10 protein-coding genes and 1 pseudogene are annotated in these 12,156 nt (G+C 59.9%); 2 read left to right on the plus strand and 9 right to left on the minus strand.

Annotation, left to right across the window (positions count from 1 at the left end; all coding sequences use genetic code 11):
* Positions 1-2: 2 nt before the first annotated feature.
* From A2J01_RS31265 to A2J01_RS31285, 5 genes are all read right to left on the minus strand, one after another.
* Positions 3-1,604, minus strand: a complete 1,602-nt coding sequence (locus A2J01_RS31265; protein ID WP_003943673.1) for a carboxyl transferase domain-containing protein — start codon at positions 1,602-1,604, stop codon at positions 3-5.
* Entirely contained in the window at positions 1,591-2,790 is a 1,200-nt protein-coding gene (locus A2J01_RS31270) for an MFS transporter (RefSeq protein ID WP_054187583.1), read from the minus strand. Before A2J01_RS31270 ends, A2J01_RS31265 begins: the two co-directional genes overlap by 14 nt.
* Complete coding sequence (locus A2J01_RS31275) at positions 2,787-4,013, minus strand: aminotransferase class I/II-fold pyridoxal phosphate-dependent enzyme (RefSeq protein ID WP_064114284.1); 1,227 nt, start codon at positions 4,011-4,013, stop codon at positions 2,787-2,789. Before A2J01_RS31275 ends, A2J01_RS31270 begins: the two co-directional genes overlap by 4 nt.
* Positions 4,014-4,506: 493 nt before the next feature.
* A complete protein-coding gene (locus A2J01_RS31280; protein WP_007726456.1) occupies positions 4,507-5,109 on the minus strand; it encodes a hypothetical protein in 603 nt (200 codons plus the stop codon).
* 23 nt (positions 5,110-5,132) lie between these two features.
* Positions 5,133-5,582, minus strand: a complete 450-nt coding sequence (locus A2J01_RS31285) for a winged helix-turn-helix transcriptional regulator (RefSeq protein ID WP_007726458.1) — start codon at positions 5,580-5,582, stop codon at positions 5,133-5,135.
* A 127-nt stretch (positions 5,583-5,709) separates the two neighbouring features.
* Here A2J01_RS31285 and A2J01_RS35530 point away from each other — a divergent pair.
* Positions 5,710-6,807 (plus strand): annotated as a pseudogene (locus A2J01_RS35530) (MFS transporter); the annotation flags it as partial.
* A 66-nt stretch (positions 6,808-6,873) separates the two neighbouring features.
* Here A2J01_RS35530 and A2J01_RS31290 read toward each other — a convergent pair.
* The 4 genes from A2J01_RS31290 to A2J01_RS31310 all read right to left on the minus strand — a co-directional run bounded on the left by A2J01_RS31290 (position 6,874) and on the right by A2J01_RS31310 (position 9,960).
* Positions 6,874-8,124, minus strand: coding sequence for an amidohydrolase (locus A2J01_RS31290; RefSeq protein ID WP_064114285.1), 1,251 nt, complete (start codon positions 8,122-8,124; stop codon positions 6,874-6,876).
* A 97-nt stretch (positions 8,125-8,221) separates the two neighbouring features.
* Positions 8,222-8,644 carry a hypothetical protein gene (locus A2J01_RS31295; RefSeq protein ID WP_007726468.1) on the minus strand — a complete coding sequence of 141 codons (423 nt, stop codon included), beginning with the start codon at positions 8,642-8,644 and terminating at the stop codon, positions 8,222-8,224.
* Between the two features lie 470 nt (positions 8,645-9,114).
* Positions 9,115-9,660: a hypothetical protein gene (locus A2J01_RS31305; RefSeq protein ID WP_064114287.1), complete on the minus strand. Its 546-nt coding sequence runs from the start codon at positions 9,658-9,660 to the stop codon at positions 9,115-9,117.
* A 159-nt stretch (positions 9,661-9,819) separates the two neighbouring features.
* Positions 9,820-9,960 (minus strand): hypothetical protein, encoded by a 141-nt coding sequence (locus A2J01_RS31310; RefSeq protein WP_156519461.1) that lies wholly within the window; start codon positions 9,958-9,960, stop codon positions 9,820-9,822.
* 187 nt (positions 9,961-10,147) lie between these two features.
* Between A2J01_RS31310 and A2J01_RS31315 the strand changes: the two genes are divergently transcribed.
* Complete coding sequence (locus A2J01_RS31315; RefSeq protein WP_064114289.1) at positions 10,148-11,863, plus strand: 3-ketosteroid-delta-1-dehydrogenase; 1,716 nt, start codon at positions 10,148-10,150, stop codon at positions 11,861-11,863.
* The last annotated feature ends 293 nt before the right edge of the window (positions 11,864-12,156 follow it).

Raw genomic sequence — 12,156 nt, forward strand, 5'->3', positions numbered from 1 at the left:
TCTCACATCCTGAAGACGCCGAAGCGCGTTGTTCCGTGATTGCGGGGAAGCATGGACAGCGCGAGTGAAACCCAGGATCGCGTGTCGACCGGGTCGACGATCGCGTCAACCCAAAGCCTGGATGCGACGTACACCGACTCGCCCTGCCGGTCGTAACCTTCGCGTATCGGCCGTTTGATTTCCTCGATTTCCTCTTCCGTGAGCGGAGTTCCGCGTGTGCGCGCAGATTCGATCTTCATCAATGCCATCACCGACGCTGCTTGCTCGGAACCGACCACGGTGGTCTTCGCGTTCGGCCACACGGCCATGAAGTCAGGACCTATCGAGCGTCCGCACATCGCGAGATTTCCCGCCCCGTAGCTTCCGCCGATGACGATGCTGAGCTTGGGAACCCTGGCGCAGGCAACGGCATTGACCAGTTTCGCGCCGTGTTTGGCGATACCTTCCGCCTCGTACTGCTTCCCGACCATGAATCCGTTGACGTTGTGCAGGAACAACAATGGGATGTCTCGTTGTGAGCACAGTTCGACGAAGTTCGCGGCCTTGAGGGAGTCCTCCGAAAAGAGAACACCGTCGTTCATGATGACCCCGACGGTGTACCCCTCGATGTGGCCGGTCCCGCAGACGATGGTTCGGCCGTAATTCGCTCGGTACTCGACTAATTCGCTGGCATCGAGCAGGTGGGCCAGAACGTCGCGCGCGACGATCGGGGTTTTCGAGGAAGCCGGGATCACCGTGTCGAGCTGCTCGGGGGAGTGAAGAGGTGGTCGCGGAGATCGTGACGGCGCCCGTACCTCCCGTCGATCACCGCGGGCGACGATGTCGGCGATCATGCTCAGAGCCTCGATGTCGTCGTTGGCGATGTGATCGACGACGCCGCTGATCACCCCGTGCACGTCGGCGCCGCCGAGCTCTTGCGGTTCGACGTCGACACCGGTTGCAGCCTTGACCAACTGAGGGCCGCCCAGATAGACGGTGCCGGTACCGCGGACGATGACGGTCTCGTCGCACATCGCTGGGATGTATGCACCTCCAGCCGTGCAGGAACCCATGACTGCTGCGATCTGAACGATGCCGTCTGCCGACATTTCGGCGATGTTCTTGAACATCTCGCCGAAATGGTGCTCGTCGGGGAAGATCTCGTCCTGCATCGGAAGGAAAACACCTCCGGAATCGACGAGATAGACACACGGCAGCCTCAGCCGACGAGCGACGGATTGCAATCGCAGTTGCTTCTTGACGGTCAGCGGGTAGTAGGTGCCGCCCTTGACGGTGGCGTCGTTCGCGAAGATGGCGCAGAGTGAGCCGCGGATGAGCCCTACGCCCGTGACCAGACCAGCCGACGGGAGTTGCTCGTCGTACACCTCGAATCCGGCCAGTTGTCCGATCTCGAAGAACGGGGACTGCACGTCGAGAAGAGCATCGATGCGTTCGCGAGCGGGCAATTTGCCGCGAGCCCGGTGCTTGGCGACCGACCGCTCGGGTGCCCCGTGAACGGACAAGTGTTGCGCGTCCGCAACTCGCTCGCGAATTTCCTTGTATGCCAGTAAGTTTTGCTCGCGGGTACCGGGGTCGAGTTGTGCGGTGCGTTCAATGACGGGCATGGGACGTACCTACTGTCGGTTCGGAGGAAGCTGTGCGGAGGGAGAATACGAGCGCAGTCGCTGCTGCAGTGATCAGTGCGACGATTGCCGACCACACGCGCTCATCGGATGCGAGAGGTCCGACTACAGAGGCGATGCCGGCAATTCCCTGCTGTACGAGTCCGCAGTACGCGACGGCGATGGCTCCGCCTTCAGCAAAATGCGTCACTGCTGATGCTGCCGAGTTCGGGAAGAGAAGCGATTGCCCAAATGTCAGTGCGATGTATCCGAGCAGGAAGACCGCGAGCAACGGCGTGGAACCGAGTGGGGGATACCAGCAGAGCATGAGGACGAGGCCGGCAAGCAGCATGCACAGCGCACCTCGACGCATCAACTTCTCTGAACCGACGGTTGTGGCCCTTCGATTGACGTAAAGCGCGCCGCTGAAGTAGGCGGTTCCGTAGAGGATTCCGAAGGCTCCGAATGCCCACGGTTGCAAGTCGAATCGATCGCTGAACAGGAAGGGGCTCGATTGCTGCACAAGGACTATCGCGCCGAAACCCAGGCCCCCCGCAATGGCTGGTTTGTAGAACTGGGGTGTCAGGACTATGGCATTCCACCGAACAACGCGTTCGTTGTTGTCGCGGACTGTGGTGTTCTCGGTCCTCAGTGCCACCGCAGCGAGTGCTGCTCCGAGTACTCCGAGCACGCCGAAGCCGGTTCGCCACGAGGTGAACGACGCAAGAGCGCCGCCGATCAGTTGGCCACCGCCCAGTGCCACCACAAATGCCATCGACAACAGCGACAAGCGGCTAGCCAACTCCGAACCGGTGAACTTGTCCTTCACCATCATTCGCACGATGATGGCCGCACCTCCTGCTCCGATGCCTTGAACGATCCGGCCGATCAGTAGTACGGCGGCGCTCTGGACCAAAGCCAATGCAATGCAGGCGATCACGAACAATACCAAGCTGGACAACAGTGCCGTCCTGCGTCCGAGTCGATCTGCCAACCGCCCCCACACGACCACCGGAAGTGCGGCACTGATCACGAAGAGTGTCACCGACCACTTCACCACGGAATCTTCGATGCCCAGATCCGTCGCGATCTTCGGCAGTGAAGGGAGGTAGATGGTCGTGGCCATTTGTGCTGTCAACACGACGGCACAAGCCAGCGGTGTCACTGCGACAGTGCGGTCGTCGCTCATTCCGTGACACTTCGTAGGACGTCGGCGAAGCGCTCGATCGTTGCATGTGGAAGGTCCGCCCGAAGCATCAGTCTCAGCCCGGCTTTGCCCCGGCCGATGACAGGGAAGAAGACCGCCGATGTGTAGAAACCGCTAGCCAGCAGTTTCTGTGCTGCGGTGATGGTTTGTTCTTCCTCGTGGAGCGTGACGAAGCGGATCGGGAGTCCATCGCCCGATGCCGGCGTGTCGACGAGCGAATCGAACAGTTCGACAACCGTGCGGAGTTGCCGCTGCCGCTTGTCGACCTCTCCGCTGCGGTGGAGCTCCACGGACGCCGCAATAGCACCCAGCCCGGCTACGTTCACACGCTGCGACCACGTCAGCGGGCCGCCGTAGCGAAGTGCGAGATCACGATTTTGACTGCCCCCGTTCCGACCGAGTGCGATCGCACCGCCGGAAGCACCGAATCCCTTGTTCAGTGATGTCAGCAAGAATGTTCGATCATTGAGGCTGCCGATGAGATCCAGGACCGCGCCACGCCCGTTGTGTCCGATGACCGAGGTGCTGTGCGCCTCGTCGAGAACGAGAATCAGTCCGTATTTGGCCTGTAATGCAAACAGTTCGTTCAGGGGCGCCTTCCCGCCTGTGCTGTAGACGGTGTCCGCCACGTATGCCACCTGAGAATTTGTTCGGCAAAGACTTTCGAGTTCATCGACGTCGTCGTGCCGAATGGTCACGATCGTCGTTTCGTCGGCGACGCTCGCCTTCATGGCATTGAGGCAGAAGTGTGCGTTCTTGTCGAACACCATGAGGGGAGGTTCACCGCCGGTGAGCAACCCGGACGCAACGAGGGGGAGCAAACTCCACGCAGCGTTTGCGGCGGATCCGAGGGTGAGCACATGTGCGTCAAGCAGTTCGCTCAACGCGGCCTCTGTGTCGTCGAGAAGGCTGGAGTGGACTCTCATCCGCGAGATGGAACTGTTCAACGTTCGTTCGCGCTCGAGAGCGGCGATCGCACCCGAACGAATTCGGTCGTCGGTGTCGAGCCCCAGATACGAGTACGTGGAGAAGTTCTCGAATTCGTATCCTTGGATCGTCCGGTGTTCGAAACCTGCGACGCGATCGGCGGTGATATCGGCCAGACCCTCACTGACTGCGCGATCCCAGAATGGGTTGCTCAAATCAGCAGCACGCCTGAGGTTGGAGTACAGATTCCTATCTTTCAAGCTCTCGGCAACCGTCATTTCGCGGCTGGTCCCTTCACTGGATTCGATAGCGGAATTACTGCGTTGATGCACTGAGATGCATCATCGTCAGTTGACATCGCTCATTGAGAACGAAAGACAATTCGATGTCAAGCATTACGGAATCGAGACGCCGAGAAAAAGGAAGAAACCCTATGGTTTGGAACTAGTTGAATCTGTAACTTAAGGCGTTGTTGCAGTTCAGAGACGGTGATGATTTATCACGATTTCCCGTGATAAATCGGATAATGCCGTGAGTCACAGACTTGTGTGCACTTCCGCGTGATGTTCGAAGAATATTATGATCCGCATGCGTCAAAGGGTTGGCACGGAAGCGATAAGGCTTCTGTCTCATATTTTTCGAGGATCTCGTGGAGGTTCGGCAATCAGGCGATCCTGTATCTGGAATCGATTTTCTTCTTAATGAATTTCAAAACGTGTTAGGTCCGCTTATCGAATTCTTTACTCGGAGTATGGATGATCCGGCAATGATTCATCCTCGTCGCGACCACTTGCCGCGCAGAAGCATCAGTGCGGTAAGGGTGAGGCCCCATCCGATCGTGGACAGTGCGACGCCCACGCCTGCCTGCCCGGTGACATCAGTACTGGCGTCGATGCTGAATGCGGTGGTGAATCCTGCAGCAGTGCCGGCAGCGGCCGTCATACCGCCGGCCTTCATCCATCGCGAGCAATGGGCGGAACCGAAACACGCCAGAATCACTGTCAGTCCACAGGCGACGACCTGCCAGGTGGGGAACTGTGTCGGGGCAGGCAGGCCGGGGCCGCGGAATCCGCCTTTGTAGTCGGCTGACCAGCTGAGCCAGCCCACGCAAGACAGAAAGCCCAGTGCAAAGGCCAACAGGCCGGTGCTCCACAGTCCGAGTGAGCCCGATCCCGTGTGCCCGCCGCCGAGGGCGGTCGTGGAGTGCTCCAGGCCAGTTCGTTCCGAACGCCAGATTGTCCAGATGATGCTCGCGCCGATAGTTGCGGGCACGCCGACGAAGATGAATGCAATCCAGAGAAACTGCGGCCAGGAGAACTCGAGATCGACAGTCATGGTCGGAGTATGCGCGTACTTCGAATCATGTGCGCCCATCTGTCAATCTGGCGAGTTGCGGGTCAACCTTCCTCGACCTTCTCCACATGTGTACTTGTAGGGTCCAGGTCGATATTCCGTGTGTTGATCAGTCGAAGCCTGGGAACCGGATCGCCCGTGGTGTCGTCGATCAAGATCGAGTGTGGCTCACCGTCATCGAAGGCGTGGCGCTCTCCCCACTGTCGCAGGCTAATGATCACGATGAACAGATCCATACCGCGTTCGGTCAGGATGTACTCGTTGCGGGTACCTTGCGCGTTCGGTTGGACTTCGAAGATTCCCTGCTCGACAAGGACTTTGAGCCTGTCCGTGAGAATGTTCTTTGCGATGCCCAGGTTTCGTTGAAACTGACTGAATCTCGATGACCCGTCGAAGGCGTCACGCACGATCAGCAGCGACCATCTGTCGCCGATGATGTCGGCCGCTCGGGCCGTCGGGCAGTGCGGGTCTGTCCATTGTGCGCGATCCGGCATCGAGTTCCTCATTGGTTGCGTTTTGAAACTGTATTGACGTAACCTCCAAATGGTATCAAAACGCAACCAAGTTGAGGTGGAAGTGCCTGTACGTCATGCTGTCGAGAACTCGCGGGGCAAGTTGAAAATGTCTCGCGGACTTCGCCTGTTGCTCGCAGTGCTCTGCGGGGTCTCGGTAGCCAACATCTACTACGCACAGCCGCTCCTCGGGCAAATAGGCTCGGATCTTTCCATTCCTCCGGCCGGCCTCGGTTTCGTAGTCGCACTCGCCCAACTCGGTTATGTGGTGGGGTTGATCGTGTTGGTGCCATTGAGCGATCTCGTGAATCGAAAGAAATTGATCGCAATCCAGATCGTCGCTGCTGCAACGGGAACGATGCTTGTTGCTCTGGCCACCACGAATCTGCAGCTGTTGATCGGGATGGCGGTCGCAGGCACGTTCTCGGTAGTTGTTCAAGTCATAGTTGCCTATGCTGCGGCAATCAGTGACCCGGACGAGCGGGGCGCAAACATCGGTGTCATCACCAGCGGCGTTGTCGTCGGCATCATCCTCGCTCGGACTGTCGCCGGCGCAGTTGCGGATCTGGCAGGCTGGCGGGCGGTCTACGCGGGATCCACTTTCATTTCGGTACTGGTCGCGGCCGTCGCGCTGACGATGCTGCCGAAAGATCCTCGTTTGCAACACGATAGGCGTTCGTACGTGCGTGCAATGGGGTCAGTCGTGACGTTGACGCTTACGAACCGACTGTTTCGCACCCGGGCCCTGATCGCCTTGTTCCTTTTCGCGTCCTTTGGTGCTTTGTGGAGCGGAATGGCCCTGCCGTTGAGTGAGGAACCATGGCGGTTGTCGACCACACAGATCGGGCTCTTCGGAATCGCAGGATTGGTTGGAGCATTGGGCGCGGTCGGTGCCGGTCGGTGGGCCGATCAAGGCAAAGCGCAACGCGTCACCGGGGCGTCTTTGGTCGTTCTCTTGCTGTCGTGGGTATTCAACGCGCAGGCGACGCACTCGCTGGTGTTACTCGTAGTCGGTGTTGTTGCGTTGGACTTCGCCGTACAGGCTGTTCATGTCACGAGCCAGAATCTGATCGTCGCGAACACACCGGAATCGTCGGGGCAGATCATCGGTAGTTACATGGTGTTCTATTCGTTGGGCAGCGCGGCTGGGGCGGTTTCCACCACTATGGTTTTCGACGCGGCAGGGTGGGGCGCTGCAAGTATTCTCGGCGGCGCCTACGCGTTTGCAGCCTTGATCGCATGGACGATCGATCGATTGCGGACCCGCAACACTCTAGGGAGTTGGGAGCCACGTCCTGGCCGCGACGACCAAGGCGTTCACACCGATGGTCAGGGTCGGCTCGATCACGGGAGCGTAGTGCGGAGAGTGGTTCGACGGCACGGTTCGCAAAGCCGGATCAGTCATGTCACCTGTCGTGAACAGTGAAGGGTCGGTACCGCCCAACAGCCAGTACGACAGTGGCGCACCGGCACTGGTCGCGAGAATGCCGACATCTTCACTACCTGCTCCCGCACCGGGATCGAGAATCTTGTTCGTCCCCAACCATTCGGCAAACGCATCGAGTGTCTTGTCCAGCGCTGCCGGATCATTGACGACGATCGGAAAGTGCTCCGTCTCTGTGATGGTCGGTGAGGTGGGTGCACCGGCGGTGGCCGCTTCGCCCCGGACGATGCGGTCGACGCTGTCCAGGATGCGCTGACGCACACCTGCGTCGTAGCTGCGGATGTTGAGTTGCAGTTCTGCTTCGCCGGGAATGACGTTGGCGGCATCTCCAGCATGGATGGAGCCGACGGTGAGGACAGCTGTGGCAGTACTCGGGACCTCGCGTGAGATGACAGTTTGCAAACGCAACACGGTTTCGGCTGCCATGACCACGGGATCGACCGAGTTCTCCGGCATAGATCCGTGGGCGCCCTTTCCGACCAGTCTCACACGAAGTGAGTCCGATCCCGCATACGAGGGGCCGGCGTGCCCGGCGATCGTGCCTGCCGGTAGCGGCGATACATGTTGTCCGAGAACGATGTCGGGCCTCGGGAATCGCTCGAACAGTCCGTCGTCGACCATGGCTTGCGCACCCGCGCCAAGTTCCTCAGCCGGTTGGAAGACGAGGACAAGAGTGCCAGACCAGGTCGTCGTATCCTGAGAGAGGATCCGGGCCGCACCGAGTAAGCAGGTCGTATGCAGGTCATGGCCGCACGCGTGGCTGACCGAGACGGTCTTTCCCTGATCGTCGGTCGTTGTCACGGTACTGGCGTAGTCCAATCCGGTTTCTTCCCGAACCGGGAGGGCGTCCATATCCGCACGCAGCAGCGCTGTGGGGCCCACTCCGTTCTTCAGGACTCCGACGACTCCGGTAGTCCCGACATCGGTGGTGGTGTCGAATCCAAGTGCTGTTAAATGTCTTTCCACCAGACTGGATGTTCGTTGCTCGTGAAACCCCAGTTCCGGATGGCTGTGGAGGTCCTTGTACAGGTCGATCAAATCCAGATCCACGGCGATCGTTTCGTGCACTGACGAGGTCATGAGTGTCCTCTCGGTAGCGTCTTTTCAGGCTAACCGGGATGACGGGTCGGTAAACAGGACCTTAGGTCCCACGGTGCCGGTGATGCGGAGTCTGGTGCTACGGCACGTAGAACGATGTGACACCTGGGGTGATGATGGATCCGGCCACAGACAGCACGGCAACAGCGACTTGACCGGTCCCGGTCTGCACGATCGCCTCTGCTGGGACTCCGTTGAGGCCGTCCGAGAGCCGAGCGGAGCCGGAGGCCCCGGTCGAAAGGTTCAGCCAGCGCACTTCGGACGAGAGCAGGCATCCCCACCGGCCTTCCTTGCCTCCGGTGATCGTCACCGTGCCGGGTTGTTCACCGACGACAGCTACGCAGCGGACTGCCGGCGCGTCGAAGCTGCCGTTCGGGTTGCCGTACGGCGCAGGGTTGACCTGGAATGGAATGGTCACCGCGGCGGATGCGAGCGCCACCGACGTCAGAGTAGAAGCGATCACGACGGATGTGCAGACGCTCAGTCGGCGAACGAGATTCATCACGGAGGCCTCCAGCCATGTCCAGGTGATTTGCTTGTCTTCCCCGACGTAACGTTTTGGTCGTAGCTTCCCTTCTTGCATCGCCGCATTGAAGACGACAGCCTCACCATATCCGGTTGCACAGGAGAATTCAGGTACTCGTCGCTATTCGCTACATGTGGCGGCCTCAGATGCCGTCCGTCGAACCGCCTCTGCCGTCGTCGAAGCACGTACTACGGCAACCGGTGTTCCGGCTGCGGGATCGAACCTCCAGTCCTGCCGATAGGACTGGAGTAGATCTGGATCTGTGATCATCGCACCTGGCGACAATCGCTGGGCGAGCGTGTTCAAAGCGTCGACATTGACCATGATCTGGTTTCAGCCTTCCGCTCCGAGATGTGAAACTCATTGTGTCCAAGGCATGTCCGTGGACCCGAGAGTTGAAAGTCAGTATCTCGAGTGCGGTTGAGATCCACCGAATATGGCGTACGTCATATGTTGCTGAGGTCGGTCAGTACCTGATCGAAGGCGCCGGTACGTCCAGGTGTCACTACCTTCTGAAACAGTGTCAGGACACATTCGTCAAGGGCGTCCGTTGCCGTGAGGGTTCTTCTGGCGACGGTACTTCTACCCGACCATCGGCCACGTTCCATGTGTGCCAATGCGATTCCGTCACGCCGGGCTGTTGCCTTTCGGCCCGATGAATGAACGAAGAGGTATGTTCTGCCCGCGATATCGACTTCGCACAGCTTGTTCTTGCGGCGCATGGCCTTGGGCTTCTGGTCGATCAGGGTCCCGATCGTTCCGTCGGACAATCGAAGTGATGCAGGTCGGCCTTTGCGGAATGTGAGCCTGGATCGATCCTGCTCGGCTGTTGACGATTTCTTCCGCCCGCCGGCAACGCTCTCCGATCCGTCGTCGGATGCGGGAATCAGTTCGCCTTGAACGTTCCCCGACGGATCGAATATCGATACGGCCGAACCACCTTCGGCGAGGTTGACGAACCAGCCGGTCTCTGTAGGGGTGTTCCATTTCATGTAGATGATTATTCTTCATCAGTGCCGAGGAACATCAGCCGACAGCCCGAGACGAGGATCGCGGTCAGGATTCGACAGTCACCTCGACGACGCCATCGTCGCCGTTGAAGCGAACTGCCGGCCAGTACCCGTCCATGAAATGCAAACCGCACGAGTCTGTCAGACGTTGACAATCGCTTCGACGGCCAGACGGTGAAGAGCCTGGTGATGCTCGAAGGCGTGGCGTAGGCGGGGAAGCATGCCGCGTACAAGGGCGCCGAGCGTTTCGTCGACGATGCCGAAGCTGGGATTTGTCCTCACGTGAGCAGCGTAGACATCGAAGAAGGCAAGCCGCGATTCTGCTGGGGCGGGCACAACGCCCGACCCGTGGCAGGAGCCGTTCTTCGCCAATCCACTCGCAATGTCCCGCTGACTGGGCATCCGGAACCTTCTGCGCCGCGACTGCCTTAGCGTTCTACGTCGATAACCACGTGAAGGGATTTGTTCAATGGCGAAGAATCAGGCACCCCCCGCGACACAAGCCAAGGACATCGTTGTCGATCTACTGGTGATCGGGTCCGGTACCGGCATGGCTGCCGCCCTCACCGCGAACGAGCTCGGCTTGTCCACGCTGATCGTGGAGAAGACGCAGTACGTTGGCGGTTCGACGGCGCGGTCCGGTGGAGCGTTCTGGATGCCTGCCAACCCGATCTTGGCGAAAGCCGGTGCGGGCGACACCGTCGAGCGCGCGAAGACAGACGTGCGTGCGGTGGTCGGTGATACTGCCCCTGCCCAACGTGGGGAGGCATTCGTCGACAACGGTGCGGCCACCGTCGACATGCTTTACCGCACGACGCCCATGAAGTTCTTCTGGGCCAAGGAATACTCCGATTACCACCCCGAACTGCCGGGAGGTAGCGCCGCCGGACGTACCTGCGAGTGCCTGCCGTTCGACGCGTCGGTACTCGGCGCGGAACGCGGTCGCCTGCGGCCCGGTTTGATGGAAGCCGGACTGCCGATGCCGGTGACAGGTGCGGACTACAAGTGGATGAACCTGATGGTGAAGAAGCCGAGCAAGGCTTTCCCTCGCATCATCCGCCGCCTGGCGCAGGGCGTTTACGGCAAGTACGTACTCAAGCGTGAATACATCGCAGGCGGTCAGGCGCTCGCCGCCGGCCTGTTCGCAGGTGTGGTCCAGGCCGGTATCCCGGTGTGGACGGAAACGTCGTTGGTTCGGCTCATCACCGAAGATGGCCGCGTAACGGGTGCAGTTGTGGTGCAAGACGGACGTGAAGTGACGGTGACCGCTCGGCGTGGTGTCGTTCTGGCAGCCGGCGGGTTCGACCACAACATGGAGTGGCGCCACAAGTACCAGTCGGAGAGCCTCGGTGAGCACGAGAGCCTGGGCGCAGAGGGCAACACCGGCGAAGCGATCGAGGCAGCACAAGAGCTCGGCGCAGGTATCGGATCGATGGATCAGTCGTGGTGGTTCCCCGCGGTGGCAAGCATCAAGGGCCGCCCGCCGATGGTGATGCTCGCAGAGCGTGCGCTGCCAGGCTCGTTCATCGTCGACCAGACCGGTCGTCGATTCGTGAACGAGGCGACGGACTACATGTCGTTCGGCCAGCGCGTGCTCGAACGGGAAAAGGCCGGAGATCCGGCCGAGTCGATGTGGTTTGTTTTCGACCAGGAGTACCGCAACAGCTACGTGTTCGCAGGCGGTATCTTCCCTCGTCAGCCGCTTCCGCAGGCATTCTTCGACTCCGGCATCGCGCACAAGGCGAGCAGTCCGGTCGAACTTGCCCGCAAGGTCGGTCTTCCCGAGGAGGCTTTTGCCGAGTCCTTCGAGAAGTTCAACGAGGCCGCTGCTGCCGGTAGCGATGCGGAATTTGGTCGCGGCGGAAGTGCATACGATCGGTACTACGACGACCCGACAGTGTCCCCGAACCCGAACCTGAGGAAGCTCGACACGAGTGCCCTCTACGCGGTGAAGATGACGCTCAGCGACCTCGGCACCTGCGGCGGTGTGCAGGCAGACGAGCATGCACGCGTGCTTCGTGAGGACGGCAGCGTGATCGACGGCCTGTATGCGATCGGCAATACTGCGGCCAACGCATTCGGTCACACCTACCCGGGCGCCGGTGCAACGATCGGCCAGGGGCTGGTTTACGGATACATTGCCGCTCACCACGCAGCCGAGAAAGTAGCTTCGACTCAGCAGTAGATCCACTAGGCAACAGATCGCCGAACGGGAGATCAGCACGCGTTTCCGATGCCGGGAACGTGCACTGGTCTCCCGTTCGGCTTGTAGGAGCAATGCCGCCTGTATGTCCCATCTCGGTAACGCTGACGCGCCAGGTGACCAAGACGCGGTATCGTCTCCAGAAGTGACATGGGGCACTGGCGATTGTTCGAACAGATGCCATCAACCGAAGGCGCGCCTGATATCGACCGGTCGGGTCGAATGCGCAAAAACAGGTATGTACCCAGGTAATTCAACCGTGGTGTGGAGCGTCG

The sequence above is a fragment of the Rhodococcus sp. EPR-134 genome, assembly GCF_001647205.1.
GTDB classification, from domain to species: Bacteria; Actinomycetota; Actinomycetes; order Mycobacteriales; family Mycobacteriaceae; genus Rhodococcus_F; species Rhodococcus_F qingshengii.

Excerpts from the sequence above, each read along its gene's own strand:
- A2J01_RS31290 (WP_064114285.1), bottom strand. The coding sequence starts at position 8,124 with ATGACCTCGTCAGTGCACGAAACGATCGCCGTGGATCTGGATTTGATC.
- A2J01_RS31305 (WP_064114287.1), bottom strand. The coding sequence starts at position 9,660 with ATGAAATGGAACACCCCTACAGAGACCGGCTGGTTCGTCAACCTCGCC.
- A2J01_RS31285 (WP_007726458.1), bottom strand. The coding sequence starts at position 5,582 with ATGCCGGATCGCGCACAATGGACAGACCCGCACTGCCCGACGGCCCGA.
- A2J01_RS31280 (WP_007726456.1), bottom strand. The coding sequence starts at position 5,109 with ATGGGCGCACATGATTCGAAGTACGCGCATACTCCGACCATGACTGTC.
- A2J01_RS31265 (WP_003943673.1), bottom strand. The coding sequence starts at position 1,604 with ATGCCCGTCATTGAACGCACCGCACAACTCGACCCCGGTACCCGCGAG.
- A2J01_RS31275 (WP_064114284.1), bottom strand. The coding sequence starts at position 4,013 with ATGACGGTTGCCGAGAGCTTGAAAGATAGGAATCTGTACTCCAACCTC.
- A2J01_RS31270 (WP_054187583.1), bottom strand. The coding sequence starts at position 2,790 with ATGAGCGACGACCGCACTGTCGCAGTGACACCGCTGGCTTGTGCCGTC.
- A2J01_RS31315 (WP_064114289.1), top strand. The coding sequence starts at position 10,148 with ATGGCGAAGAATCAGGCACCCCCCGCGACACAAGCCAAGGACATCGTT.
- A2J01_RS31295 (WP_007726468.1), bottom strand. The coding sequence starts at position 8,644 with ATGAATCTCGTTCGCCGACTGAGCGTCTGCACATCCGTCGTGATCGCT.